Source organism: Citricoccus sp. NR2 (assembly GCF_027594385.1).
Taxonomy (GTDB): domain Bacteria; phylum Actinomycetota; class Actinomycetes; order Actinomycetales; family Micrococcaceae; genus CmP2.
The window spans coordinates 1,840,713-1,866,309 of the sequence record NZ_CP115154.1 but is presented as its reverse complement, the minus strand read 5'-3'; the positions used below and the strand labels follow the sequence as shown (position 1 = coordinate 1,866,309).

Here is a 25,597-nt window from a genome sequence, read left to right as displayed (position 1 = left end):
GGCGGGCGCCGGTGTTTCAGATACCGCGACGGATCCGAGAGACGGCCTGGGCGACGGCGTCGTCGGTTGCGGTGATCGCGACCCTCACATAACCGTTTCCAGCTTCACCGTAGAAGACGCCCGGGCCCACCACAATGCCGGCATCGGCGAATCGCTGGACCAAGTTCCAGGTGTCTTCCGCGGTCGCTGCGCGCCCGGCGGATGCGACGGTCCGGGTCCACAGGTAGAGCCCGGCCTCGGAATGGTCCACATGCAACCCGGACTCGGTGAGGGCGGCCAGCAGCTGCCCGCGGCGGATGCGGTAGCGATCTTTTTGTTCCTGGACGTGGGCGTCGTCATTCAACGCCGCCACCATGGCCGACTGGATGGGCGCGGGCACGATCATGCCCGCGTGCTTGCGGCTGTTGATCAGCGTGGTGATGATCTGCTCGTCGCCGGCGGCAAAAGCCGCACGGTACCCGGCCAGGTTGGACTGCTTGGACAGTGAGTAGACCGAGAGCAGCCCGGTGGTGTCCCCTCCGTTGACGGCAGGGTCCAGCACGCTGGGCACGCCGGGTTCCCACTGGTCCCAACCCAGTTCCGCGTAGCATTCGTCGCCGGCCAGCACTGCTCCGATGGCGCGTGCTTCCGCAATTTTTTCACGAACCTGGTCCGCGGTATCGACGCGGCCGGTGGGGTTGGCCGGGGAGTTCGTCCAGACCAGTTTCACCCTGGAGCGGGTGTCGGTGTCGAGTTCGCTCAGGGAGTCGGCCGCCACGGGGGTCGCGCCCACCAGTTGGGCGCCGATGTCATAGGTCGGGTAGGCCACTTCGGGTCGCACCACGACGTCGCCCGGGCCCAGTCCCATGAGCAGGGGTAGCCAGGCGATGAATTCTTTGGAGCCGATGGAGGGGATGACCTGGGCGGGGGTGATCTGTGCGCTGCGTCGTCGGACGTACCAGCTGGCAATGGCTTCGCGCAGTTGCGCTGTGCCGGCGGTGGTGGGGTAACCGTGGGCGTCGGTGCTCTCGCGCAGGGCGTGCTGGATCAGCTCGGGCGTCGGATCGACGGGGGTACCGATAGACAGGTCTGCCACCCCGTCGGGGTGTTCGGCAGCGCGGGCTCGGTAGGGCGCCAGCTGCTCCCAGGGATATTCGGGAAGGGTGAGCATGCTCGCCGCCTTTCGTCGGGCTGGTGGGGGTCGTCGCTGAGGTCTGACTCAGTCGGTGTCCTGCGGGGGCAGGGCGGTAATGAGCGGATGATCCTTGGGAATCACGCCCATCTTCGCCGCACCACCCGGCGACCCCAAATCCGAGAAGAACTCCACATTGGCACCGTAGTAATCCTCCCACTCCTCAGGAAGATCATCCTCATAATAGATCGCCTCCACCGGGCACACCGGCTCACAGGCACCACAATCCACACACTCATCCGGGTGGATATACAGCATCCGCTCACCCTCATAAATGCAATCCACCGGACACTCATCAATACACGCCCGATCCTTCACATCCACACACGGCAGAGCAATCACATACGTCACGGAAGTTCAGTACCTTTCAGAGCGTTCCTCGAGTGCGAATGGCGCGACAGTCCCCTCAGACGGCGCCGTGATCCAGTCTAGTGGGTGTTGCTGGGCACGACCGGCCGCGGGGCGGTGCGTGGCATCAGACGTGAACTGATGAGCAACACGATGATCGCGACAACGGGAACACCGAAGAGCCAGAGTCCCTCGGCAACCACGGGTCCAGGCAGTTCCTGCCAGGTGTAGGAGTTGATCGCGATGTTGAAGACGTCCTGGGTGGAGGTGAACGCGATGCCGATGATCACCGTGTAGGCGGCGACCACCATCAGCGCTCCGACCCAGAGCTGTCGGGTGGCTAAGGTCGCCCAAAGTTGGGCGCAGGCGACGAGCAACAGACCCAGGACCGCACCCCAGGGAATCACCACGGATCCGAACCAGTGCAGTTGCAGGTGGAGCAAGGTACCCATCAGACCGGCTCCGGCGCCGACAATCAAGGCCAGGACCGCTGAAGCGATCCGTTGGCCCGTCGTCGACGCCGGAGCAAGGGACTGGGGTTGATCAGTTGGCGGCACGGGCGCGCTGGCGGGCCGCTTTAACTCGTTCGTTGGCATCGAGGACCACTTTACGGATGCGGATCGCCTCCGGGGTAATCTCGACACACTCGTCTTCGCGAGCGAACTCCAGGGATTCCTCCAGCGTCAGCTGACGCGGCGGGGTGAGACCCTCGAATGAATCAGCGCTGGCGGAGCGCATGTTCGTGAGCTTCTTCTCCTTGGTGATGTTGACGTCCATGTCGTCGGCGCGCGAATTCTCGCCCACGATCATGCCCTCGTACACTTCGGAGGTCGGCTGAATGAAGAACGAGCCGCGCTCCTGCAGGTTGATCATCGCGAACGGAGTGGCGGTCCCTGCACGGTCGGCGACCAGCGAACCGTTATTGCGGTACTCGATCGGACCGGCCCACGGCTCGTAACCGTTGGCGATGGAAGAGGCGATACCGGCGCCGCGGGTATCGGTGAGGAACTGAGTACGGAAGCCAATCAGGCCGCGAGCCGGAACGTTGAATTCCATCCGGACCCAGCCGGTGCCGTGGTTGGACATTTCGGTCATGCGGCCTTTGCGAGCGGCCATGAGCTGCGTGATCGCACCCATGAACTCGTCGGGGGCATCGATGGTCATCAGTTCCATCGGCTCGTGGACCTTGCCGTCGATGGTCTTGGTGACCACTTGGGGCTTGCCCACGGTGAGTTCGAAGCCTTCGCGGCGCATCTGCTCGACGAGGATGGCCAGGGCCAGCTCGCCACGACCCTGAACTTCCCAGGCGTCGGGACGCTCGGTGGGCAGCACGCGCAGGGACACGTTGCCGACCAATTCGGCGTCGAGACGGTCCTTGACCTGACGGGCGGTAACCTTAGCGCCCTTGACGCGGCCAGCCATCGGCGACGTGTTGATACCGATGGTCATCGAGATCGCCGGGTCATCCACGGTGATCTTCGGCAGCGGCTTCGGGTTCTCCAGATCGGTGAGAGTCTCACCGATCATGATGTCTTCGATACCTGCGACGGCGACGATTTCACCGGGACCGGCAGATTCGATCGGCTCACGGCTGAGACCCTTGGTGCCCAGCAATTCGGTGATCTTTACGGTTTTGTTGGTGCCATCCTGACGGGCCCACGCCACCTGCTGACCCTTGCGCAGGGTGCCGTTGAAGATACGCAGCAACGCCAGACGCCCCAGGAACGGGGAGGCATCCAGGTTGGTCACGTGTGCCTGCAGGACTTCGCCCTCGGTGTACGCCGGAGCGGCGATGTGCTCGAGGATGGTGGCGAACAAGGGCTCCAGGTCTTCGCTGTCGGGCAGGTCGCCGTCGGCGGGCTGTTCCAGGGAGGCACGGCCGGCCTTGCCGGAAGCGTAGACCACGGGCAGGTTCAGCACGGAGTCCAGGTCCAGGTCTTCGACCTCTTCGGAGAGATCGGAGGCCAGGCCGAGGAGCAGGTCCATGGTGTCGGAGACGACACCGTCGATGCGAGCATCGGGACGGTCGGTCTTGTTGACCACCAGGATGACGGGAAGCTTTGCGGCCAGCGCCTTGCGGAGCACGAAACGAGTCTGGGGCAGCGGGCCTTCCGAGGCATCGACGAGCAAGACGACGCCATCGACCATGGACAGGCCGCGCTCGACCTCGCCGCCGAAGTCGGCGTGGCCGGGAGTGTCGATGACGTTGAACGTGATGGTCTTGCCCTCGGCGGAGGGGCCGGAATAGAACACAGTGGTGTTCTTGGCAAGGATGGTGATGCCCTTCTCGCGTTCCAGCTCACCGGAATCCATCACTCGGTCTTCGACCTCGCCGTGGCTTGAGAAGGCGCCGGCCTGGCGCAGCATGGCGTCGACCAGAGTGGTCTTGCCGTGGTCAACGTGGGCGACGATGGCGACATTGCGCAGGTCTTCGCGTCGGGTGAGGGATTCGCTCATATGCGTGTCTCAGTTCTGTTGATCTGTGAGCACCCCGGCCGCTCGATTTTGTGCACGTCGAACCAGCGTGAACACACGCCGTGGTGCTGACTGGGGCTCGGACCTAGTGACAGTCCACTGATTATTCTACGGGACATCCAGGCCACCCCGGTACACGACTCCGGCACAGCACTGGCGGCGACCCGAAAAGGGTCGCTGCCTCATGCTGGTGTGGGTGTATTAATAGCTGGATTCGCCGAAAGAGGCGAGCAGCTCGCGCCGTTCCGCGCGCCGGGTCTTTTGCTCGTCCGGATCCGGGACGGGCGCCGCCGCCAACAGCCGCTTGGTGTAGCTCTCTTGCGGCTGGTGTAGCACCTGATCGGTTTTCCCGGATTCGACTTCGCGCCCCTCCTTGAGCACGAGCACCTTGTGCGCCAGCATGTCCACGACGGCCAGGTCGTGGGACACGAACAGGCAGGCGAATTCATACCGACTCTGTAGCTCGGCGAACATATCTAACACCGCCGCCTGCACCGAGACGTCCAGCGCCGACGTCGGCTCATCGGCGATGAGCACGTCCGGGTCCATCGTCAGGGCGCGGGCGATAGAAATGCGCTGGCGCTGACCGCCTGAGAGTTCGTGCGGGTACCGGTTCACCACAGAGCGCGGTAGCTTGACCGCGTCCAGGAGCTCGTAGGCGCGATCCAGTCGGGTCTTGGCGTTGCCGACCTTATGGATCACCATGGGCTCGGTGATGATGTCGCCGATCGGAAAACGCGGGTCCAGCGAGGCCGCTGGGTCCTGGAAGACCACGCCGATCTGCTTGCGCATGCTCCGCGATTCCTTGCGCGACAAGGAGGTGAGTTCTTTGCCATAGAGTTTCATGCTGCCCGCAGTAATGGGAAGCAGCCCCAGCACGGACTTGGCGATGGTGGATTTGCCGGAACCCGACTCCCCGACCAGACCCATAATTTCGCCCGGAGCCACGGTGAAGGACACGTCGTGGACCACATTGCGCTTCTTGCCGCGGTGCTCGTAGGCGATCGAGATGCCGCTGGCTTCCACCGCGTAGGTGGCTCCGACATGCACGGCTTCGGTCACCGGCTCCGGTTCGGCCACTTCGAGGCTTTCACCCAGTCGCGGAACCGACGACAGTAGCCGTTGGGTGTAGGGGTGTTGCGGCGACTGCATCACCTGGTGCACGGGACCGGTCTCGACCATCTCGCCACGCAACATCACGCAGACCCTGTCGGCCATGTCGGCCACCACGCCCATGTTGTGGGTGATCAGCAGAATGCCGGTGTTCAGTTTGTCCTTCAGGTTGCGCAGTAGCTCGAGGATTTCCGCCTGCACGGTGACGTCGAGTGCGGTGGTCGGCTCATCGGCGATGATCACCTCGGGCGAGCAACTGATGGCCATCGCGATGACGATGCGCTGACGCTGACCACCAGAGAACTGGTGCGGGTACTGCTTGAGCCGGCTCGCTGCGTCGGGAATCCCCACCATTTCCAGCAGTTCGGCCGCACGGCGCTTGGCTTCCTTACCGAAAGCCAGGTTGTGCACGGCCAGCGACTCGGTGAGCTGATCGCCCACGGTGAGCACCGGGTTCAGCGCCGTCATGGGTTCTTGGAACACCATGGCCACCCGCGATCCGCGGATTTTACGCAGCACGGCAGGTTCCATGGCAACGACATCGTCGTCTTTGAGCAGCACGCTACCGCCAATTCGGGCGTTACCCGGCAACAGACCCATCGCGGTGGAGGAGGTCACCGACTTACCCGAACCAGATTCGCCAACCAGGGCCACCACTTCGCCGGGCTTGACGTCAAAGCTCACGCCCTTGACCGCGTTCACCTCACCGAACTCGGTGTCGAAGGAGACGGTCAGGTTCTTGAAGGTCAAAATCGGCTTGCCGTCGAGGTCATCGTGGCGCTTGACGACGTTGGTCGACGTCGTCACCGTTTTGGGCTCTTTGCGTTCTGATGGCTTCTTCATCATCGGTTCCCTCCCTCGGGTCCGGAGGAATTCGGATCGGGGTCTTCTGGCCCATCATGGTCGGAGGACGGCACGGGCCGCTCCAGTTCGCCGGGCTGTTCGGGCACATCGTTGCGCGGGGTACCCAGGGTGGCGTTGGCGGCTTCCTGACGCCCAGACATACCAAGCACACTGCGGCGGCGTTTGATCTTGCTCACCTGGCGGGGGTCGAAGGCATCGCGCAGACCGTCACCGATGAAGTTCACTGACAGGGCGATGGCCAGAATCATGATGCCCGGCCACCAGAACAGCCAGGGGCGGGTGGTAAACGCAGCCTGGTTGTCGCTGATCAACAGACCCAGCGAGGTCTCGGGCGCCTTTACACCGAAGCCCAGGAAGGACAGCGAGGTCTCGAGGAGAATGGCGGCCGAGATGGCGAAGGTCGCGTTCACCACGATGACGCCGATGGTGTTCGGCAACAGGTGTTTGAGGATGACGCGTCCGGGTTTGGCACCCATGGCGACCGCCGCGGAGACGAATTCCTTCTCGCGCAGGGAGAGCACCTCACCGCGGACCAGACGGGCCAGCGACGTCCAGGTGACCAATCCGAGCACGATAGCCAACGGCAGCACACCGCCGCCGCGGAAGGTGGAGGACAGCTGACCCAGCACGGCGGCCAGAGCGAGCAGCGGGATCACGATGACCAGGTCGGTCATGCGCATCAGCACCGAGTCGATCCAACCGCGGAAGTAACCGGCGATCGCGCCGACAACAGCGCCGATCACGGTCGAGACAATGCCGACGACGAACGCGATCGTCAGTGACTGCTGCGTCCCGCGCATCACCATGGCGAAGTAGTCGCGGCCGATGGTGTCCTGGCCCAGTGGATGCTCGCCCCAAGTGATGCCCTCACCGCCCAGGAAACGAGGCCACAGCGACAGGGTCGGGGCACCGCCGTTCTGCACGGCACCGGTTCCGGTGTAGGACTTGTCCCACCAGCCCGGAATCCCGGCGAAGCCGATGGAGCTGAACGCCAGGAGGAAGACTCCGACCAGCACGGTCAGCGAGATCATCGCTCCTGCGTGGTTGCGGAAGCGGCGTCGGACCATCTGGCCCTGGCTGTAGGACTTTCCGGTGATCTGACGCAGCTTGGCGTCTTCGACCTCGGCGAGGTTGTGCATGTCCACCGCGGTGGAGGACGACTCAGGGGTCTGTGGAGTTTCGTTGTTGCTCATCCGACTCACACTCGAATCCGGGGATCAAGGACGGCGTAGAGAATATCCGCCAGCAGGTTGAACAGAATCGCGGCCGTACCGGTGACGAGGAAGAACGCCATCACCGGCGCCGGGTCGACTGTGCGCAGCCCGACTTGGAACAAGTCGCCCATGCCCTTCCACCCGAAGACCTGCTCGGTGATCACTGCTCCGCCGATCAGACCGGCGAAGTCGAACGCCATGATCGTGGTGATCGGGATCAGCGAATTCCGGAAGGCATGCTTCAGAATCACCTGACGCTCGTTGAGGCCCTTCGCCCGTGCGGTGCGAATGTAGTCCTGACGCGACACCTCCAGCATCGAGGAACGGGTGTAGCGGGAGTACGTTGCCACCGAGACGAGCGTCAGCAGAATGGTTGGGAGCAGTAGCTGCGTGCCCTTGTCGATGAATTCCTCCCAGAAGGTGCCCACGAAGTTCGGAGTCTCCGAGCCGATGGTTCCGATAGGGCGGCTGATCCGGCCGAGGTAGACGGGCCAGTATCGGAAGAGCTGCTCGAGGATCATCAGCGAGCCCATGACAAGCGCCGTCACCACCGAAACGATGGAGGCGGTGGAGCGCGAGTACCCCCCGACGGCCTGGCCGACGCCGATGGCGACACCCACCGAGATGAGCCCGAGCAGCACCAGCAGCCACCACGAGGGCTGATCCATCAAGCCCCAGGTGACGTAGTAGGAAACCAAACCGAGGCCAGCGGTGATGAGGCCGGCGGCCAGCACCCGGCGGTTATGCAGGCCGGCGAACAAGATGGTGGCCCCCACAGCGGTGGCGGCGCCGAGTGCGATCAGCGGCAGGGGTCCCAGCTCGGGGTTCCGGGCGAAGCCGGACGCATCCATGTAAAACATTGTGCCGATGACGAACGCGAGGACGACGCCGGCCGTGATCAGACGGCGGCGCAGGCCTCCACCCAGGACCGTCTGGATCACGACGGCCGCCAGCACGGCGGTGATGATGATCGTCGTCCAGCTGAAGGACGGCGTGGCGATCCAGTCGTTGAAGCCGATCGCCAGGTACTCCTTGAGGAGCACGGCCGCCCAGAAAACGGGCAGCGAGTAGAACAGGAAGATCAGGAAGGTGACCGCGTAGTCGAGTCCGGAGTACTGCCGGATGGCCGTCAGGATGCCGACGGCGACGCCAACGATGATCGCCAGCACGGTGGCCAGCACCACCAGGCGCATGGTCGAGGCGGCGGCCAGAGCGAGCAGGTCGTTCACCGGCAGCCCAGCACGGTTGACACCAAGGTCACACTGGCCGATGAAGCATTGGGAAACACCGGAGAGCCAGTCCCAGTACCTTTCATACCAGGGAAGGTCGAGCCCCATGGAATCAATGCGCTGTTGCATCAGCAGCTCACGATTGCCGGTGGTGATCTCACGGAGGTCAAACAGCGGGTCCCCGGAGTTGATCACCAGGACGAACATCAGGATGGAGGCGCCGAAGAGGACAATGAGGGAGCTCCCCAAACGGCGCAGGATGAATTTCAGCACGTGAACATGAGCCTTCCGTACACGATGGTGTGACGCTGGCCGGGCTGGGACCCGGTCGATTGCTCAACCGGGCCCCAGCTTCACACAGCCGTCGCTGTCACCGTCAATGAGTGGACGTCAGCTTACTCAGCTTCGGCCTCGGGGCGGACCCACTGCTCGATGTTCCACTGCAGACCGGACTGGGTGGCGGTGGAGCGAACGTTGGCGATGTCAGCGGAGTTCGCAGCGATACCCGGGTGCGTGTACAGCGGGATGTTGTACAGGGTGTCCCAGTGCAGCTTCTCTACTTCCTTGCGCTGCTCGAGGTGCACCTCAGGATCCACGGTGCTGGCGGCGATGTCCCAGGCAGCGTCGACGTCCTCATTCGAGTACTGCGCGTCATTCTGAGCACCGTCGGTGTGCGAGATGTTGCGACCCGAGACAATCTGGCCGGAGCCAGCCCAGGCGAAGAGGGCGACGTCCCAGTCACCCGAGGACAGACCGCCACCGGGACCGAAGAAGTCCTGTGCGCCGTAGTCCTGGATGTCGAAGCCGGCCTCGTCGCAGGAGTCCTTGATCATGGAGACGGTCTGCTCACGACGCGGGTTCGGCGCGGCGTAGCCGATACGCACGGTCGGGGTGTCCACACCTGACTGCTCAATCAGGTCTGCTGCGGCCTCGATGTCCACTTCGTCGTAGCTGCCGTCGTAGGAGTAGTCGATGACCTCCTGGTACTCGTCCTGGAAGTTGAAGTACTCACGAGCGTTGAGCACCTCTGCATCCGGGTTCAACGGCTTGATCAGGTTGTCAATGATCTGCTGGCGCGGCACGCACAGCGCGAAGGCCTGACGCAGCTCGTAGCTGTCGCCGAAGAGCGAATCCGCGGCGTGGTTGAAGTCCAGGTGCTCGTAGGTCATCTGCGCGTACTGGTGGACAATAGCCTGGTCGCCCAGGCCTTCGAGCTGCTCCAGAGTATCCACGGTGGCCTGCGGCTCAATGGCGTTCATGTCGCCGTTCTGCAGAGCCTGGACGTGAGTGTCAGCCGAAGCGATACGCACGGTCAGGGTCTGCGTGGCAGCGGGGGTACCCCAGTAGTTCTCGTTCGCCGTCAAGGTGACCGACTGGCCCGGCGAGAAATCGGTGAGCACGTAGGGGCCAGACGACGGGATGAGCGCCTCATCGGGGAGGGCATTGGTAACATTCCAGCCGGTGTTCCAGAACTCGGCGGCCTCGGCAAGTGCGTCACCGTCGTTGTTGCGGGCCGCTTCGATCAGCTCTTCCATGCTCAGCCCGGACTGTTCGGCGACCACGTGTGCGGGCAGCGCACGGTCGACGACGAGCTGCCAGTCAGCGTAGGGCTCATCGTAGGTGATGGTGAATTCTTTGCCGTCGGGATCGCCTTCGGGTGCGTTCGGGACGTACTCACCGAAGGTAGTGGAGACCGGAGTGAACACGGTCTCGTCGTTGGAATCAACGGTCCGAGGGTTCTCCACGGCCCACTTGAAGATGTAGTCAGCAGCCGTGATCGGAGTGCCATCGGACCACACAGCGTCGTCGTTGATGGTGTACTTGACCACCAGCGGATCCTCAGACTCAACCTCAATGGTGCCGAACTCCTCGTCCGGGTAGATCGTGCCGTCAGTGCCGAAGTAATTGAAACCGCCAGAGATGCGGTCGGCGATCTGGGAGTTATAGGTCGAGTAGTTGTCGGCCATCATGTTGTTGTACGACGTGAAGTCCTGCTCCATGCCGACGGAGATGGTACCTTCGGCGGTCTCAATGTCGCCGAGGTCGGCCTTGCCCGTGTCCTCCGGCTCGACAGTGTACTGCTGGCCTTCGGCGACGCCCTGGTCAGCCTCGTTGTCAGTGGTGGGCTCGCCGCCGGGCGAGCAGGCGGTGAACAGCAACGCCGAGCTGGCGGCGACAGCCACCGCGGCAGAGAGCTTGGTGTACTTCTTCAAAGCGACTCCTTGTGTGTCGTACTGAGCGACGTCGCCGTAGAGTTCGTCATCAAGATTTCCGACGACGATGAGTGACATGTGAGCGACGCCACTTAAGGTAGCTACGAGAATAGCGGACAAAACTGTGAAAGCAATCTTGAATATCTCCCCGGACACAGAATCGTTACCTAGTCGTAACCTAAAGTGCTCTACGGCACGCCACGGTCCCCGCTGCGGCACCGGCGACGTCGCCCGGAACACGAGCGACATGAACCTGCAAATGGGATAGAACAGTCCCATGGACTCCTCACAACCCACCTCACCTCGGGTACCTCTTTCCGCGGGGCTCGCCGTCGTTGCCGTCGTGGCGATTGCGATCAATCTCCGCGCGGCCGCCACGTCCATCGGCCCGTTGCTTGAGGAGATCACCGAATCCGCGGGCTTCACCCCCACCGGCTCGGGCCTGCTGACGGCACTGCCGGGGCTGTGTTTCGCCGTGATGGGCTTGCTAGCGGTGCGATTCGCGGTGCGGGTGGGGCTGTCCCGAGGCCTGGCCTGGGCCATGACCGCCCTGGTGCTCGGGCTAGCGGTGCGTCCGTGGATGCCCTCGCCCTGGCTGTTTGTGGCCGTCAGTGGGGTGGCATTGGCCGGTATTGCCGTCGGAAACGTACTGGTGCCCGCGTGGATCAAGCGGCACGGCGGGTTGAACACGGTGCGGCTGATGACGATCTACTCGTCGCTGTTGGTGTTGGGCGGCTCGCTGGGTGCCTTGGTTTCGGCCCCGCTGGCGGTCTCGGTCTCACAGTCTTTCGCGGCGTCGGGGTGGCAGTCGTCGTTAGTATTCTGGGCGCTAGTTGCGGTGGTTCCACTGGTGATCTGGTGGCTGGTGTCCGCGCGCACCGGGCACGATTTTCCGCGGGGTGCCGTGGCCGATGCGCCGACGTTGCCTCTGTATCGTTCGCGTACGGCCTGGGCGCTGACGGTGCTGTTCGGATTCCAGTCGATGAACGCCTACGTGCAGTTCGGCTGGCTGCCGCAAGTTTATCGAGACGCCGGAATCCCGGCGGTGCAGTCGGGCACATTGGTGGCGGTGCTTTCGGGCATGGGCGTGATCGGCGGCGTGGTGATGCCCACGGTGATTGCGCGGGCGCGCGGGCTGTGGGTGTGGCTAGTGTTGTTTGGGGTGTTCACCACCGTGGGATACCTCGGCCTCCTCGTCGCGGCCGACACCCTGCCCTGGCTGTGGGCGGTGGTGCTGGGGCTGGGCGGTTTTGCTTTCCCCACGGCCATTGCGCTGATTCCGGCGCGTAGCCGCGACCCGCGAGTGACGGCGCGGTTGTCTGGGTTCGTACAGCCGATCGGATATTTCGTGGCGGCGGCCGGTCCATTCGGCGTCGGATTGATTCATGCGGCCACCCCGGACTGGACGCTGGTGCTGGTGCTCTTGGCGTGCTCCGGCGTGGTGATGAGCGTGGCGGGGCTGTTGGTGGCCCGGCCACGAGCGGTGGATGACGAACTGTCGGTTAGTTGACGACGGCTTCTTGAAGGGTGGCGGTTCCGGTCTGGGTGGCTCCGGAGGCATCGCGCCACACCACCTCCACGAGGTCGCCGACGTTGCGGTCGTTGATGGCCCGGGCGAGCTCACTGCTGGTGGTGACAGCCTCCCCCTCGACGGAGATGATGAGGTCGCCGGCGCGCAGTCCGAGTTCCTCGGCAGCCGAGTCCGGGGCGACGTCCTGGATGACCGGGCCGTCGTCGGTGGTGAGGATGGTGATGCCTAAGGCGCCGTCGACGCCGATGGACACCGTTTCGGTTTCTTCACCGGAGAGCACCTGATTGACGATCTCCAGGGCGACGGCGATGGGGATGGCGTACCCGTTGACTTCTTCGGTGGTCTCCCCCGGTGATGCGGCGGTGCTCACCCCGATGACCTGACCGTCACGGTCCACGAGTGGCCCGCCCGAGTAGCCCGGCACGACGTCGGCGGTGGTCTCGATGAGTCCGGTGAGCCGCGATGTTGTTTCTGCGGCGTCGGTTCCGGCAAGGATGGTCTTGTCCAGGGCGGTCACCTCCCCCACCACCGAGGTCAGATAGCCCTGTCCACCACCGTTGCCGACGGCGGCGTTGATGTCACCGATCTGCGGGGTGCTGAGATTCAGTGAGGTGACCGGCAGTTCTGGCGCGTCCTCGATCTGCAGCACCGCGACGTCGTGCTCGGAATCGCGGCCGAGCACGGTGGCGTTGTATTCGATGTCCGTGTCGGCCATGCGCACCACCACATCGGTGGAGTTCTCGACCACGTGGTAATTGGTGACGGCGATCCCGTCCGCGGTGAGCACCATGCCGGTGCCGGTGCCGTAGAAGCCCATCATCATGGTGTCGACCATGAAGATTCCGGGGGCTGAGTCGACCACCTGGCCTTCATCAATCCCGGTGCCCGTGCGCACCGCCGAGGCGTCCCAGTCGACGTCGATGCCCTCGTGTACGTGGTCTAGTTCTTCGGCCAGGCCCCGGGCGGTGCCGCTGAGCGTGGCCGCCTCGTCGGGGACCCCGGTAGCTGCTTCGTGCCGCTGTTCGGCTTGCGGGGTCAGATTGGCCACGTGGCCCATCAAGAGGTTCAGGGCGCCAGCAAAGAGCCCGACCGCTCCGGCAACACCGGCCAGCATGACCAGCACGTACACCCAGCCTCGGCGTGGCCGACGGGGCGGCTCGGGCGGGCCGAACCCAAACTCGGAGGGGATGGACCCGTGCATGCGAGGCACCCCGTACGACGAGTCGCCATACGGGGTGCCGGGCTCACCCTCGGACCACAAGCGGCCGTTGGGTTCGGGTGACTGATTCAGGGACGGACCCTTCAGTTGGTTGCGGACAGGGCGTCGCCGTAGTCCGGTTCCTCGGTGATCTCGGGGACGAGCTGGGTGTAGGTGACGGTGCCTTCAGCATCGATGACGATCACGGCGCGGGCCAGCAGGCCGGCCATCGGCGAATCAGCCAGGCGCAGACCGAACTCAGTGCCAAAATCGGAGCGGAAAGCGGAACCCATCACGACATTCTCGATGCCTTCGGCGCCGCAGAAGCGGCCCTGCGCGAACGGCAAGTCCTGCGAAACGCAGAGCACCACGGTGTCTTCGAGGTCAGCGGCGTGCTGGTTGAAGGTGCGCACAGATGCGGCGCACACCCCGGTATCAACGGAGGGGAAAATGTTGAGCACGACGGTTTTGCCCGCGTGGTCAGACAGCCGGAAGGGCTGCAGGTCGGTGCCGACGAGTTCAACGTCGGGGGCTTTCGTCCCCACGGCGGGCAGATCGGCGACAGTGTGTGCGGGCGTGTTCTTGAAACTGGTCGTAGCCATGCTCTCAGCCTAGGCTGTGAGGGTGAAGTTGACCAACAATCTGACGGACACCGCCCTGCTTTTCGAAGGCGGCGGTATGCGCGCCTCATTCACCTCCGGCATGGTGGTGGCCTTGCTAGAATCCGGAATCCACGCGAATTTCGTGGCGGGCATTTCGGCCGGTTCCTCCAATACCTGCAATTATCTGACCCGAGACCCGGTGCGGGCGCGCACCTCGTTCGTCGAGTTCGCCGCGGACCCGCAGTTCGGCGACTGGCGCACCTTCCTGCGAGGACGGGGCCTGTTCAACGCGGAGTACATCTACGAGCGCACTGGGATGCCCGGTCAGGCCCTCCCCTTTGATTTTGAGGCGTACCGTGCGAATCCGGCCACCGTGCAGTTGGGCGGTTTCGACGTCGAGTCGGGCGAGATGGTGTGGTGGAGCAAGGACGACACGACGCGGATGCCCGATTTGATGCGGCGAGTGCGCGCTTCCTCCACGATGCCGGTGCTGATGCCGCCGGTGCAGATCAACGACCGCACCTATGTTGATGGTGCGCTGGGGCCCGACGGCGGAGTGCCCCTGTCGACGGCGCTGGATCACGGCTACGAAAAGTTCCTGGTGATTCTGACCCGCGAACGCGAATACCGGAAGGCACCCGAGCGGTTCCCTCATTTCTATCGCACCTATTTCCGGCGCTACCCGGCCGTGGCCGATGCCCTGGTGACACGGTGGCGACGTTACAACGAGACGCGGGAGAAGCTCTTCGCCCTGGAACGCGAGGGCAAGGCCTATCTGTTCGTTCCGGAACAGATGCCGGTGTCGAACGGCGAGCGCAATGTGGCCAAGCTACGCGCCTCGCACGAGCAGGGACTGGCGCAGGCGCGCCGCGAGATTCCAGCGATCCGAGAGTTCCTCGGGCTCTCCGCTACTCCGAAATAAGGTCCCGCTCGGCGCGAGATGGCGCCGGTTTGCGCTGCGGCCAGGCGTAGAGCCAGGAGGTCTGCGGTCGAATCAAGGTCATCACGGTGACGACGAGCAGAGTGACCACGGTGCAGAATCCCACGTGGATCCACGGTTCGACGTCGAAGCGGTCCACGGTACGGTGCACGAGGATCATGATGGGGAAATGCGATACGTAGACCACCAGTGAGTGGCGCCCGAACCATTCCAGCCATGCGGTACCGCGGTTCGAGGGTAGCCGGGGCAGCCACCACAGCATGGCGGCCAAACAGATCAGGGAGATCGATGCGGCGATGGCGGTGCCGCGGCGCAGGTCCAGATCATCGGCGGCTTGGAAGCACAACCACCCGGCGATCACGGTCACGACGACCCCGATCCAGGTTGGTGCCCGCGTCCACTGTGGCACGAACCGCCCCAAGCCAGCACCGAAGAAGAAGAACGCGCCGAAGTACAGCAGCTTCATATCGAGCCGGTGCATCGGCGGGTCCGGGATCGCCGTGATTGCGGCGACCATCACCAGCGCGATGAGTAGCGGGTGCACCCAGCGGGCCAGCATCCCGAGGAGGTAGCAACCCAACACCACGAATAAGAACCACAGGTAGTCACCGGATCGCCAGAGCCCTGGGTCGAAAACACTATTGCGGAAAACCAGCACCCCGTAGAGCAGCATCCACACCAGCAGCGGCCAGGCAATGCCGTGCAGTTTGCCCCGCAGAAACTTCGTCCAGGGTTTGTTCAGGGAGCGCGGCAACAGCATTCCGGAGAGGAAGAGCAACAGTGGCATGCGCACCGGTTCGATGTATCTGTTGATCTCGACCCAGGTTTCCGAGCCGGCACCGGTCGACATCGGAATAGTCGCACCGTGCAGAATGACGACCAGCAACACGGCCACGCCGCGGGCTGCGTCCATCCACGTCACGCGTGGTTCAGCGAGCGAGGCGGTGCTGGTCATAACAGGGATCACCCAGAGGCAGGAGCGGTCTGTGCGGCGTCAGGAAGGCCAAAGACCCGGTCAAAACTCCAAGCATACACTGCGGTGTAGATCAGGAAGAAGACCAATAGCCCGGCTTCCAGCACCAGCGCCTGCAGCAGACTGATACTCAGAATCCAGGCGATGAGCGGGATCAGGATCATCATCAAGCCCAATTCGAAGGTGACGGCGTGCAGCGCCCGGACCCACCACGGGCGGCCGCTGGTTCCACTGCGACGTTCCCAAAACTCGAAGATCGTGTTGAAAATCAGGTTCCAGGTCAGTGCCACCATCGAGGAGACGACGCCGACCACCAGCGACCCTTGGGCCGACTGTCCGGTGGCCACCAACAGCAGCGTGGTGAACGCAATCGCCAGGGCTTCAAACACCACGGCATAGACCACCCGGCGCGTGACCGGGCGGGTGAACACCCGTCGACCGATGAGCGCCGGGCGACCGCCCGGTCCGAGCGGCATATCGGATCGGGGTGAGACGGAGGGACCGGGGTCAACGGAGAGCTTCACGATGATGCACCTTAGCAACAGGTATCTTCCCCGCGGGCGTCATCGGTGAGTACGCTGAGATTTATGAAGCTCACCGATGCTCTCGAAGCCAAGTTCAACGACCAGATCACCCTCGAGCTCCAGGCGGCACACGTCTACCGCCAGCTCTCGATCGCCGCGGACAGCCAGGACCTTCCGGGGATCGCCTCGTGGATGCGCGCTCAGGCCGAGGAGGAGCTGGTCCACGCGCAGAAGTTCATCGACCATGTGGTGGATCGCGACAACGACGCCGTCATCGGGGCGCTCGAGGCACCGGGACTGAGCAGTGATCTCTCCCCACAGCAGATTTTCAAGGCGGCACTGGATCACGAGCAGAAGGTCTCCGAGTCCATCCGTGCCTTGTACCGTGCCGCTGAGGAGGCCGGGGATCTGGAGTCCCGCCCGCTGCTGCTGTGGTTCATCGACGAGCAGGTTGAAGAAGAGGCCACCGTCTCCGAGGTCCTGGGCAAGCTGGACCGCGTGGGCAACGACGGCGCCGGTGTACTGCGTATCGACGCCGAGCTGGGCGCCCGTCACGCAGACCTCGACACCGAGGACTGACCCGGATTCACCCATTTTTTCTAGCAGGGCGGACACCATGGTGTCCGCCCTGCTTTATGCTGACTGCATGTCCACACTCGGTGATTCCCACTCCCCCGCTGGCCATCCCGCCGACCAGCACGATCTGCTCAAGGTCCGCGGCGCCCAGCAGAACAACCTGCGCAATGTCAGCGTCGATATTCCCAAGCGCCGGATGACAGTGTGCACCGGGGTCTCCGGCTCTGGAAAGTCCTCGCTGATTTTCGGCACGGTCGCGGCCGAATCGCAGCGACTCATCAACGAGACCTATTCCACTTTTGTTCAGGGGTTCATGCCGTCGACGTCCCGCCCCGAGGTGGACCGGCTCGAGGGGCTGACGACGGCGATCGTCGTCGACCAAGAGACCTTGCCCGCCAACCCGCGCTCCACGGTGGGCACCGTGACGGATGTCCATGCGCTGCTGCGGATGCTGTTCTCCCGGCTGGGCACCCCGCCGATTGGCGGGCCGCAGGCGTTCTCCTTCAATGTGGCCTCCGTCGAAGCCTCGGGGCAGATCACCGTGAAGAAGGGCGACAAGCAGATCGCCGAGGACCGCACCTTCCGCCGCACCGGTGGCATGTGTTCGGCGTGTGAGGGCCGCGGTTCGGTCTCGGATTTCGACCTCAACGAGCTCTACGACCCCGGGCTGTCGCTCGCGGACGGCGCACTAAAAGTCCCCGGCTACTCGATGGACGGCTGGTACGGCCGCCTCTTCAAGGCGGCCGGTCTCGACATGGACACCCCTGTGGGCGAGTTCTCGGATGACCAGCTGGAACTGTTGCTGCATCAGGACGCCACCAAGGTGAAGTTCGAGGGTGCCAATCTCACCTATGAAGGGTTGATCCCCCGGATCCGTAAGTCGATGTTGTCGAAGGACCGCGAGGCCATGCAGCCGCACATCCGCGCCTTCGTGGATCGGGCCATCGTGTTCCGCACCTGTGCTGAGTGTGAAGGCACCCGGTTGAGCGCGGCTGCCCGCTCCGTCACCCTAGCCGGGGTCAACATCGGTGAACTCGCCCGGTGGGAAGCCCACCGCGTGCTCGACTGGGTACGGGGTATCGACGAGCCAGCCGCAGAACCGTTGCTGGCTACGCTGCGCCAGCTGCTCGAAGGTTTCGTGCAGATCGGGCTGGGCTACCTCAGCCTAGATCGGCCTTCCGGCACCCTCTCCGGCGGCGAGGCCCAGCGGGTGAAAATGATCCGGCATTTGGGTTCGGCGCTGACCGATGTCACCTACGTCTTTGATGAGCCGACGGCGGGTCTGCACCCGCACGACGTCGCCCGGATGAATACCTTGCTTGGGCAGTTGCGCGATCAGGGCAACACGGTGTTGGTGGTGGAGCACAATCCGGATGTGATCGAGGTGGCCGACCACCTGATCGACCTGGGCCCCGGCGCCGGTGTGCATGGCGGCGAGGTGGTATACGAAGGTGACCTGGCGGGACTGCGCGCTTCCGGCACCTTGACCGGCAACAGCCTGGACCACCACGCCCAGCTGAAGCCCACCGAGAAGCTGCGCTCCGGCAACGGATCGCTGCGTCTGGAGCACATCAGTCAGCACAATCTGAAGGACGTCTCGGTCGAGTTGCCTCTGGGCACCCTGACGGTGGTCACTGGGGTGGCCGGTTCCGGCAAGTCCACGCTGCTGCGCGCCGGACTCGCCGGTCGCGATGACGTCGTCATGATCGATCAGGAACAGATCCGCGGCTCCCGGCGGTCAAATCCGGCCACCTACACCGGCGCCCTGGATTCCATCCGCAAGGCCTTCGCGAAAGCCCACGGGGTCAAGCCCGCACTGTTCAGCGCGAACTCGGAAGGCGCCTGCCCGGAATGCAAGGGCGCCGGGGTGATCTACCTGGACTTCGGTTTCATGCAGGGCCAGTCCACCGAATGTGGTGAGTGCCAGGGGCGGCGCTTCCGCGACGATGTGCTCGCCTATGAGCTGGGTGGCTCCAATATCGCCGACGTCCTGGGGCTCTCGGCCGAGCAGGCGGTGGAGTATTTCACCGCCCCGGGGGTGAAAATCGTCCCCGCCGCAAAGATCGCGGAGCGCCTGGTTCAGGTCGGGCTCGGGTATCTGCGCCTCGGCCAGCCTCTGACCACGCTGTCGGGAGGCGAGCGCCAGCGGCTGAAGCTGGCCAGCAGTCTTGGCCAGAAAGCGGGTATTTACGTGCTGGATGAGCCCACGGCCGGACTGCACATTGCGGATGTGCGCCGACTACTGGAGCTCTTGGACTCCATGGTCGACGACGGCGCCTCCGTGATCGCCGTCGAGCACCACCTCGATGTGATCGCCCACGCCGACTGGATCGTCGACGTCGGCCCCGGCGCGGGCTCCGAGGGCGGCACGATCGTCTACGAGGGCACCCCGGCAGATCTGGCGGCGAACCCCTCGACGCTGACCGGCGAACACCTGGCCCGGGCGGTCAGCGCCTAAGGCGCCGCGTGGTCGTCAGTTCTGGGTGAGGAAGAACCGCAGGGCGGCGGCGAATTCGGCGGGTTTCTCCGAGTGCAGCCAGTGCCCGGCGTCGCGGATGGTCATCCGGCGCACCTTCGGAAACAGGGCGCGCATCGGCTCCACGGCCTCGTCGGTGATGTAGGGCGAGCGTTCCCCGCCCAGCCAGAGCACCGGGCCGGGGAAGGGTGCGACGTCGAGCTCCGGGAATCCGCCGATGGTGTCCAGCGAGTCGTACAGCAACCGCAGGTTCGGTTCCCAGTCGAAGGCTGTGGTGCCGTCCTCGGTGCGCTTGCTGCGCAGGTTTTGCAGCAGGAATCCGCGCACCGTGCGGGAGCGAATTTTGTCGGTGAGCTGCACGTCTGCATCGGAGCGGCGCTGCAGCTGATCCAGGTCCACGCTGAGCAGGGAACCCAGCAGGTGCTCGAACTCAGAGAACGAGGACACCGACACCGGTGAGATGTCTTCGATAATGAGCCGCCTGATCAGTTCCGGGTGCCGTAACGCCAGCACCATGGCGACCTTGCCGCCCAGAGAGTGGCCCAGCAGCGTCACTTTCCCTTCGGGGTCGCGGTCGGCGAATCCGGTGCGCAGATGCTCGGCCACGGCGTCGGCAACCTCCACATAGGAGAAGTCCTGCGTCCAGGGGGAAGCACCGTGGTTAGGAAGGTCCACGAGGAGCGACGTCGCCACATCAGCGAGGTCCTTCGCCGCGGTGGTGAAGTTCTTGCCACGGCCCATCAGCCCGTGCAAGAACACCATCGATTCGGGGCCCTCCCCGACCACGGTGCTATTCAGTGTCTGCTGCGTTCGTTCTGCCGTCACACCCCGAGCTTAGCGAAGTGCGGGGCCTGAGCGTGGGCGTGACGGTTGCTACGCTTCCCCTATGCCCCGTTTCCCCGCCAGCACGACCTCGGGCCGAGGGCTGCGCTGGCCACGGCGGCACTGGAGCCAGCTGGAGTCCGTCACCTCGCTCTTCCAGATCGTCAAGGCCACGCTGGCCGGCACGCTGGCCTGGGTACTCGCGGTGACCGTCTTTGACTCGCAGCTGCCGTTCTTGGCGCCGTGGACCGCGGTCCTCACGGTTCATCCCACCGTCTACCGCTCGCTGTCGCGGGGGCTGCAGACCACGCTCGCCACCGTGGTGGGTCTGGGCATCGCCTTCATGGCCGGTGAGTTGTTCGGCGGTTCCGTGGCCGGCTTCGGACTGGCCCTGCTCATCGGCCTGCTGTGCTCGCGGCTGCCCTGGCTGCGCGATGAAGGCATCACGATCGCCGTCACGGCGCTGTTCGTGCTGGCCAGCGGATACAACACGGACGATCCCCTACTGGTGGAGCGACTCATCGAGGTGGCGGTCGGGGTCGCCGTCGGCATTCTCGTCAATCTGCTGGTCATCCCTCCGCTGCGGGAATCCCAGGCCCGCACCTACGTCGCTGATCTGACCGACCGGCTCGGCGACGCCCTGGTGCGGATGGCCGATGCGCTGGAGACCTCCTGGGACACGCACGCCTCGGATTCCTGGATCGTGGAGACGGAGAAGATGACCGAGCAGCTGCGCTCGACCTGGGAATCGGTGCGCTTCGCCCGCGAGTCCAGCCGGTGGAATCCCCGTCGGCTCCATCTGTCCTGGCACCAGGACCGTCAGCGTATGGCACGTCGGTCTGGGGATCAGCCCTGGTACGAGGTGGTGCTCTCGCGTCTCGACGAATCGATCAGCCAGACCCGCCAGCTGGCGCTGATCCTCCAGCGGAACACCTATGCGGGCGGCCAATGGGATCCGACCTTCCGAGAACCCTGGGTAGGGATCCTGCGCGACACGGGCGAAGCGGTCAAGAAGTCCGACCAGGACACTGCGGTCCATGCCCAGCGGCTCTCGCACCGCCTCCACCAGCTCGCCTACGAGCAGGCGCAGCGCGGTGTCGATGCCGATGCCCCGCACTGGCCCACCTATGGAGCGCTGATCACCACGCTGAGCCACATCGTCGATGAGCTCCAGAAGATCGAGACGGCCGATCAGTAGCCGCCGGCTGACCGCGACGAGTTCAGCCTACTCGTCGACCAGGTAGCCCTCCTCGACGAGGAAGTCCCAGGCGACGTCGCCGGGCTCTTCGCCGTCGACGTCCACCCGGGCATTGAGCTCGGCCATGGTCTCGTTGTCCAGCCGCTCGGTGAGCGGGATGACCAGCTCCTCCAGCTGCGGGTACTCCGCGTACAGCTCCTCGCCGATGACCCCGGAGAGGTTGTACTTCGGGAAGTAGGCCTCGTCGTCCTCCAACACCACCAGGTCCAGGGCCGGGATGCGCCCGTCGGTGGCCGTGGTCTGACCGAAGGTGCACTCCCCGTTTGCGGTGGCCTGGAATGTTGCACCCTGATCCATCATCCGCCGCTGTTCGGCCGAGGCCGGCGGAATGCCGTAGTGCTCGAGCATCGGCTCGAATCCGTCATTGCGCGAGGCGAACTCGGCGGCGATGCAGTACGTCAGGTCGGATTCGTCCAGCTCGGCCAGATCCGACATCGCGGTGACGCCGAGCTCCTCGGAGCGCTCGCGCGTCATCATCATCGCGTAAGTGTTGTTCACGGCCGAGGGCTGCACCCAGTGCAGGTCGAACTCGGCGTCTGCCTCCTGCACCGCGTCGAACTGCTCCTGTTCATCGACGATCGGATCGACGTTGCCCAGGTAGGTGATCCACGCGGTGCCGGTGTATTCCCATTGGAAGTCCATGATCCCCTGCAGCATGGCCTGCCGGACACTCTGTGAGCCGGGGACGTTGGTGAGGTCCTGGGTGTCGGCACCGGCGGACTGCGTCAGGATCACCATCATCTTGCCGAGAATGGCCTGCTCGGTGAAGTCTTTGGAACCGACGGCGATGCTGGCGCCATCCAGGTTCACGTCCGCGACGGGTCCGGCGAGTTCACCGGAGCGCACATAGCCGCCAGCCGTGCCGAGACCGCAGCCGGCGAGCAACCCGGCGGCAAGGACGCCAGCGGTGAGTACTTTCAGTGTCCTCATGCCAGTCCTCCCGGTTTCACGATGACCTCCAGCAGGCGTCCCACCCATTCCACGGCCAGGGCAAGGGCGGCCACCAACAGCGCCCCGGAGACCAGGATGGAGAAGCGGAACATCAGGATGCCGGTCTGAATCAACAGGCCCAGACCGCCGGCGTCGATGAACGAGGCGAAGGCGCCGGCCCCGACCAGCAGCACCAGTGCGGTGCGCACCCCGGTCATGATCACGGGAATCGCGATGGGCAACTCCACCCGCAGCAGCACCTGGGTTCCGGACATGCCCATGCCGCGGGCCGCCTCAATCAGGGAGGGCTCCACCCCGCGCAGACCGGTGATGGTGTTGGCGAGCACGGGAAGGAAGGCGTAAAGGGTCAGGGCGAGCACGGCCACCCAGAACCCGAAGCCCAGCAGCAGGGCCAGCAGCACGATCACCCCGACCACCGGAGCGGCCTGTCCGGCGTTGGCGACCCCCAGGACCGGCCCGATCGCACCCCGGGTGCCGGGGCGGGTGAGCAGAATGCCCACGGGCACGGCGGTGCCGACCACCAGCACGGCGCACACCACCACGATCAGCAGGTGCTCCCAGGTGAGGGTGCCGATGTTCTGCCAGGTCAGCAGCCGGGCCTCGATCTCATCCAGGGAGGCGCTGGAGCGCCAGATGGCCCAGCCGATGAGCAACAGTCCGACGAAGAGCGGCAGGCCGAAAAGCAGCAGTCGATCCTCGCGCGTGGCATGTCGGAGACGATTCATTCCGCCGCTCCGCTGTGCTCGGTGCTGCGCACGTGCTCGGTGACGGCGTCGTAGGTGATGACCCCGATGAACTCGTCGCGCCGGGTCACCATGGCCCCGGCGTGGCTGGACACCAGCATCGAGTCCAGGGCGTCGGCCAGGGTGGAGCGGTGGTCCACCACGGTCTGCAGCGCCTTATTCGGGTCGGGCACCGTATCGAGAACGTGCAGGCTGCGTAGGAATACCCAGTCGCAGGGGCGGCGTCGCTTGTCGAGGATCACCACCGAGACTTCCCCGGCAGCTTCCGCCCGCTGGATCACCTCGGCGACCGGCTCGCCGACGGTGGCGGTGACGGGCTGGCGCAACTCCAGGTCCCCGACGCGCAGCAGGGAGAGCTGCTTGAGCTTGGATCCGGCGCCGATGAAGTCCGCCACGAAATCGTTGGCCGGTTGGCTGAGAATCTCCTCGGGGGCGGCGTATTGGGCGATGCTCGCGCCTTCCTGCAGGATCAAGATCCGGTCGCCGAGCTTGATGGCCTCGTCGATGTCGTGGGTGACGCAGACGATGGTCTTGTGGAGTTCCTCTTGGATGGAGATCAGCTCGTCCTGCAGCCGTTGCCGGGTGATGGGGTCGACGGCGCCGAAGGGCTCATCCATCAGCACCACGGGTGGATCAGCGGCAAGACCGCGGGCCACGCCCACGCGCTGTTGCTGGCCACCGGAGAGTTCGCGCGGATAGCGGTCGCGGTAGATCTTCGGCTGCAGCCCCACCAGTTCGAGCAGCTCGTCCACGCGGGCGGCGATGCGGCGGCGGTCCCATTTCAGCAGTCCCGGCACCAGCCCGATGTTGTCGGCCACGCTCAGGTGCGGCAGCAGCCCGCCGCCCTGGATGACGTAACCGATGCTGCGGCGCAGCTCGTTGGCGTTCTGGGTGGTGATGTCGGCCCCGTCGATGAGGATGGTGCCCGAGGTGGGCTCGATGAGCCGGTTGATCATCTTCAGCGAGGTGGTCTTGCCACAGCCCGAGGGTCCCACGAACATCACGGTCTCGCCGGCCGGGATGCTCAGGGAGAGCCCTTGGACGGCGGGGTCGGTCTGACCAGGGTAGCGCTTGACGACGTCGATCAGCTCGATGCCGACCCCTGTCTGTGCCTGGTCGTTCATGCGCGAATCCCTTTCGACGTCGTGAATCGGGCCAGCAATACCAGCACCGCGTCCACCAGCAGGGCGAGGACGATGATGCCGAACGTGCCGACCAGCGCGTAGTTGAGCGCGTTGGCGCCTCCCACTTGGGAGAGCCCGGTGAAGATATAGCCGCCGAGTCCGGGGCCCAAAACATAGGCAGCGATGGCAGCTACACCCATGGACATCTGCGCGGAGACGCGGATGCCGGTGAGAATGACCGGCCAGGCCAGCGGAAGCCGGACCCGCCAGAAGATCGCACCCGAGCCCATGCCCTGTCCGCGGGCCGCCTCGACCACCAGCCCGTCGACGCCCTGCAGTCCGACCACCGCGTTGCGCAGGATCGGCAGCACCGCGTAGAAAACCACGAGTACAACAGCAGGAACCGTGCCGATGCCCACCAGCGGGATGAGCAGGCCGATGAGGGCGAAGGAGGGCAGGGTCAGGCCGATGGCGGAGACGGCGTTGGCCACCGGGCTCAGCGAGCGGTAGCGGGTGACCAGCACGGCCAGCAGCAGCGCGATGACGGTGGCGATGATGACGGACTGCACCACCAGGGAGGTGTGCTGATACGAGCGGTAGAGGATGTCCTCCCAGCGCGAGCCGATGAATTCGATCATGAAGATCCGCCTGGTCCGGACGGTGCGGAGGCTTGTTTCTCTTGCTTCGCGGCGGCCTTCAGGGCCCGCTTGTTCTCCCGGACTTCGAGCAGGGTTTCGGGCGAGACGATGTCGGCCACCGAGCGCATGGCGTCCGGGGCGCCATAATCGCCAGCGGCTTGTTCCCAGCCCTCGCCGGTGAAGCCGCACTGTTTACCGAGCAGGGCCAGGAAGATCTTCGCCTTCTGGTCGCCGAACCCGGGCAGCTTCTTCAGCCGCTTCAGCACCTCGGGGCCGGTGGGGTCGCCATCGGTCCAGAGGGCGCTGGCCTCACCATCCCAATCGTCGACGAGGGCGCGGCACAGCTTCTGCACTCGCTCCGCCATGGAGCCGGGGAAACGGTGCACGGCGGGGGTCTCCTTGAAGGCGGCAAGAAACTCGTCCGGGTTGTAGTCGGCGATCGCTTCGGAGTCGACGGAGCCGATGCGGTCCTGCAGCTTCTTCGGGCCGACGAACGCGGTTTCCATGGCGATCTGCTGGTCCAACAGCATGCCGATGAGCAGCGCCAGCGGGTTCTCGCTCAGCAGGCGATCGGCATCCGGGTCGTCGGTGAGGTGCAGCTCAAACGAAGTCAT

General features: G+C 64.6%; 23 protein-coding genes. 5 read left to right on the top strand and 18 right to left on the bottom strand.

Translation table 11 applies throughout. The annotated features are described in order from the left end of the window. Positions 1–16: 16 nt before the first annotated feature. From dapC to O1A05_RS08805, 8 genes are all read right to left on the bottom strand, one after another. Positions 17–1,150, bottom strand: coding sequence for a succinyldiaminopimelate transaminase (dapC, locus tag O1A05_RS08840; protein WP_270104852.1), 1,134 nt, complete (start codon positions 1,148–1,150; stop codon positions 17–19). Between the two features lie 48 nt (positions 1,151–1,198). Further along, positions 1,199–1,522 carry a ferredoxin gene (gene fdxA / locus O1A05_RS08835; protein ID WP_270104850.1) on the bottom strand — a complete coding sequence of 108 codons (324 nt, stop codon included), beginning with the start codon at positions 1,520–1,522 and terminating at the stop codon, positions 1,199–1,201. 77 nt (positions 1,523–1,599) lie between these two features. Beyond that, on the bottom strand, positions 1,600–1,971 hold the full coding sequence (locus tag O1A05_RS08830; protein WP_270104849.1) for a hypothetical protein: 372 nt from the start codon (positions 1,969–1,971) through the stop codon (positions 1,600–1,602). A 91-nt stretch (positions 1,972–2,062) separates the two neighbouring features. After that, complete coding sequence (gene typA / locus O1A05_RS08825; protein ID WP_270104848.1) at positions 2,063–3,976, bottom strand: translational GTPase TypA; 1,914 nt, start codon at positions 3,974–3,976, stop codon at positions 2,063–2,065. A gap of 219 nt (positions 3,977–4,195) precedes the next feature. Next, positions 4,196–5,953, bottom strand: a complete 1,758-nt coding sequence (locus tag O1A05_RS08820; RefSeq protein WP_270104847.1) for an ABC transporter ATP-binding protein — start codon at positions 5,951–5,953, stop codon at positions 4,196–4,198. Further along, positions 5,950–7,164, bottom strand: coding sequence for an ABC transporter permease (locus O1A05_RS08815; RefSeq protein ID WP_431521108.1), 1,215 nt, complete (start codon positions 7,162–7,164; stop codon positions 5,950–5,952). The genes O1A05_RS08820 and O1A05_RS08815 overlap by 4 nt, the downstream gene beginning before the upstream one ends. Before the next feature lie 5 nt (positions 7,165–7,169). After that, positions 7,170–8,687 (bottom strand): ABC transporter permease, encoded by a 1,518-nt coding sequence (locus tag O1A05_RS08810; RefSeq protein ID WP_270104846.1) that lies wholly within the window; start codon positions 8,685–8,687, stop codon positions 7,170–7,172. A gap of 122 nt (positions 8,688–8,809) precedes the next feature. Next, positions 8,810–10,705: an ABC transporter family substrate-binding protein gene (locus O1A05_RS08805; RefSeq protein WP_270104845.1), complete on the bottom strand. Its 1,896-nt coding sequence runs from the start codon at positions 10,703–10,705 to the stop codon at positions 8,810–8,812. Between the two features lie 199 nt (positions 10,706–10,904). On the opposite strand from O1A05_RS08805, the gene O1A05_RS08800 reads away from it, so the two are divergent. Continuing rightward, positions 10,905–12,137: an MFS transporter gene (locus tag O1A05_RS08800; RefSeq protein ID WP_270104844.1), complete on the top strand. Its 1,233-nt coding sequence runs from the start codon at positions 10,905–10,907 to the stop codon at positions 12,135–12,137. Here O1A05_RS08800 and O1A05_RS08795 read toward each other — a convergent pair. Both O1A05_RS08795 and tpx read right to left on the bottom strand, forming a co-directional pair. After that, complete coding sequence (locus tag O1A05_RS08795) at positions 12,130–13,359, bottom strand: S1C family serine protease (RefSeq protein ID WP_270104843.1); 1,230 nt, start codon at positions 13,357–13,359, stop codon at positions 12,130–12,132. The genes O1A05_RS08800 and O1A05_RS08795 overlap by 8 nt on opposite strands. A 101-nt stretch (positions 13,360–13,460) precedes the next feature. Further along, positions 13,461–13,958: a thiol peroxidase gene (gene tpx / locus O1A05_RS08790; protein WP_270104842.1), complete on the bottom strand. Its 498-nt coding sequence runs from the start codon at positions 13,956–13,958 to the stop codon at positions 13,461–13,463. 76 nt (positions 13,959–14,034) lie between these two features. Between tpx and O1A05_RS08785 the strand changes: the two genes are divergently transcribed. Continuing rightward, on the top strand, positions 14,035–14,880 hold the full coding sequence (locus tag O1A05_RS08785; protein ID WP_442867682.1) for a patatin-like phospholipase family protein: 846 nt from the start codon (positions 14,035–14,037) through the stop codon (positions 14,878–14,880). Here O1A05_RS08785 and O1A05_RS08780 read toward each other — a convergent pair. Next, a complete protein-coding gene (locus O1A05_RS08780; RefSeq protein ID WP_270104840.1) occupies positions 14,867–15,853 on the bottom strand; it encodes an acyltransferase family protein in 987 nt (328 codons plus the stop codon). The genes O1A05_RS08785 and O1A05_RS08780 overlap by 14 nt on opposite strands. Positions 15,854–15,861: 8 nt before the next feature. Continuing rightward, entirely contained in the window at positions 15,862–16,395 is a 534-nt protein-coding gene (locus O1A05_RS08775; RefSeq protein ID WP_270104839.1) for a PACE efflux transporter, read from the bottom strand. Between the two features lie 63 nt (positions 16,396–16,458). Between O1A05_RS08775 and O1A05_RS08770 the strand changes: the two genes are divergently transcribed. Further along, positions 16,459–16,974 (top strand): ferritin, encoded by a 516-nt coding sequence (locus O1A05_RS08770; protein WP_270104838.1) that lies wholly within the window; start codon positions 16,459–16,461, stop codon positions 16,972–16,974. 67 nt (positions 16,975–17,041) lie between these two features. Further along, the gene (locus O1A05_RS08765; protein WP_270104837.1) at positions 17,042–19,429 is read left to right on the top strand and encodes an excinuclease ABC subunit UvrA; all 2,388 of its coding nucleotides are present in this window, start codon (positions 17,042–17,044) and stop codon (positions 19,427–19,429) included. 15 nt (positions 19,430–19,444) lie between these two features. Here the strand turns inward: O1A05_RS08765 and O1A05_RS08760 are convergent, their stop codons facing one another. Further along, entirely contained in the window at positions 19,445–20,209 is a 765-nt protein-coding gene (locus O1A05_RS08760; protein WP_270107536.1) for an alpha/beta fold hydrolase, read from the bottom strand. Between the two features lie 124 nt (positions 20,210–20,333). On the opposite strand from O1A05_RS08760, the gene O1A05_RS08755 reads away from it, so the two are divergent. Next, positions 20,334–21,467 carry an FUSC family protein gene (locus tag O1A05_RS08755; RefSeq protein WP_270104836.1) on the top strand — a complete coding sequence of 378 codons (1,134 nt, stop codon included), beginning with the start codon at positions 20,334–20,336 and terminating at the stop codon, positions 21,465–21,467. Between the two features lie 27 nt (positions 21,468–21,494). On the opposite strand, the gene O1A05_RS08750 is transcribed toward O1A05_RS08755, so the two are convergent. The 5 genes from O1A05_RS08750 to O1A05_RS08730 are packed head-to-tail and all read right to left on the bottom strand — an operon-like array spanning position 21,495 to position 25,597. Next, positions 21,495–22,457: a glycine betaine ABC transporter substrate-binding protein gene (locus O1A05_RS08750; RefSeq protein WP_270104835.1), complete on the bottom strand. Its 963-nt coding sequence runs from the start codon at positions 22,455–22,457 to the stop codon at positions 21,495–21,497. Then, positions 22,454–23,203, bottom strand: a complete 750-nt coding sequence (locus tag O1A05_RS08745; protein WP_270104834.1) for an ABC transporter permease — start codon at positions 23,201–23,203, stop codon at positions 22,454–22,456. The genes O1A05_RS08750 and O1A05_RS08745 overlap by 4 nt, the downstream gene beginning before the upstream one ends. Further along, positions 23,200–24,345 carry an ABC transporter ATP-binding protein gene (locus O1A05_RS08740; RefSeq protein WP_270104833.1) on the bottom strand — a complete coding sequence of 382 codons (1,146 nt, stop codon included), beginning with the start codon at positions 24,343–24,345 and terminating at the stop codon, positions 23,200–23,202. Before O1A05_RS08740 ends, O1A05_RS08745 begins: the two co-directional genes overlap by 4 nt. Further along, a complete protein-coding gene (locus tag O1A05_RS08735; protein ID WP_270104832.1) occupies positions 24,342–24,983 on the bottom strand; it encodes an ABC transporter permease in 642 nt (213 codons plus the stop codon). Before O1A05_RS08735 ends, O1A05_RS08740 begins: the two co-directional genes overlap by 4 nt. Continuing rightward, on the bottom strand, positions 24,980–25,597 hold the full coding sequence (locus O1A05_RS08730) for an HhH-GPD-type base excision DNA repair protein (protein WP_270104831.1): 618 nt from the start codon (positions 25,595–25,597) through the stop codon (positions 24,980–24,982). Before O1A05_RS08730 ends, O1A05_RS08735 begins: the two co-directional genes overlap by 4 nt.

What these genes read in the sequence shown, in the direction of transcription:
- O1A05_RS08765 (WP_270104837.1), top strand. Translation starts at nt 17,042, where the DNA reads ATGTCCACACTCGGTGATTCCCACTCCCCCGCTGGCCATCCCGCCGAC.
- O1A05_RS08800 (WP_270104844.1), top strand. Translation starts at nt 10,905, where the DNA reads ATGGACTCCTCACAACCCACCTCACCTCGGGTACCTCTTTCCGCGGGG.
- O1A05_RS08785 (WP_442867682.1), top strand. Translation starts at nt 14,035, where the DNA reads ATGCGCGCCTCATTCACCTCCGGCATGGTGGTGGCCTTGCTAGAATCC.
- O1A05_RS08745 (WP_270104834.1), bottom strand. Translation starts at nt 23,203, where the DNA reads ATGAATCGTCTCCGACATGCCACGCGCGAGGATCGACTGCTGCTTTTC.
- O1A05_RS08740 (WP_270104833.1), bottom strand. Translation starts at nt 24,345, where the DNA reads ATGAACGACCAGGCACAGACAGGGGTCGGCATCGAGCTGATCGACGTC.
- O1A05_RS08730 (WP_270104831.1), bottom strand. Translation starts at nt 25,597, where the DNA reads ATGACTTCGTTTGAGCTGCACCTCACCGACGACCCGGATGCCGATCGC.
- O1A05_RS08780 (WP_270104840.1), bottom strand. Translation starts at nt 15,853, where the DNA reads ATGACCAGCACCGCCTCGCTCGCTGAACCACGCGTGACGTGGATGGAC.
- O1A05_RS08735 (WP_270104832.1), bottom strand. Translation starts at nt 24,983, where the DNA reads ATGATCGAATTCATCGGCTCGCGCTGGGAGGACATCCTCTACCGCTCG.
- dapC (WP_270104852.1), bottom strand. Translation starts at nt 1,150, where the DNA reads ATGCTCACCCTTCCCGAATATCCCTGGGAGCAGCTGGCGCCCTACCGA.
- O1A05_RS08795 (WP_270104843.1), bottom strand. Translation starts at nt 13,359, where the DNA reads ATGCACGGGTCCATCCCCTCCGAGTTTGGGTTCGGCCCGCCCGAGCCG.
- O1A05_RS08815 (WP_431521108.1), bottom strand. Translation starts at nt 7,164, where the DNA reads ATGAGCAACAACGAAACTCCACAGACCCCTGAGTCGTCCTCCACCGCG.
- tpx (WP_270104842.1), bottom strand. Translation starts at nt 13,958, where the DNA reads ATGGCTACGACCAGTTTCAAGAACACGCCCGCACACACTGTCGCCGAT.
- O1A05_RS08770 (WP_270104838.1), top strand. Translation starts at nt 16,459, where the DNA reads ATGAAGCTCACCGATGCTCTCGAAGCCAAGTTCAACGACCAGATCACC.
- typA (WP_270104848.1), bottom strand. Translation starts at nt 3,976, where the DNA reads ATGAGCGAATCCCTCACCCGACGCGAAGACCTGCGCAATGTCGCCATC.
- O1A05_RS08750 (WP_270104835.1), bottom strand. Translation starts at nt 22,457, where the DNA reads ATGAGGACACTGAAAGTACTCACCGCTGGCGTCCTTGCCGCCGGGTTG.
- O1A05_RS08760 (WP_270107536.1), bottom strand. Translation starts at nt 20,209, where the DNA reads ATGGTGTTCTTGCACGGGCTGATGGGCCGTGGCAAGAACTTCACCACC.
- O1A05_RS08820 (WP_270104847.1), bottom strand. Translation starts at nt 5,953, where the DNA reads ATGATGAAGAAGCCATCAGAACGCAAAGAGCCCAAAACGGTGACGACG.
- O1A05_RS08805 (WP_270104845.1), bottom strand. Translation starts at nt 10,705, where the DNA reads ATGTCACTCATCGTCGTCGGAAATCTTGATGACGAACTCTACGGCGAC.
- O1A05_RS08830 (WP_270104849.1), bottom strand. Translation starts at nt 1,971, where the DNA reads ATGGGTACCTTGCTCCACCTGCAACTGCACTGGTTCGGATCCGTGGTG.
- O1A05_RS08755 (WP_270104836.1), top strand. Translation starts at nt 20,334, where the DNA reads ATGCCCCGTTTCCCCGCCAGCACGACCTCGGGCCGAGGGCTGCGCTGG.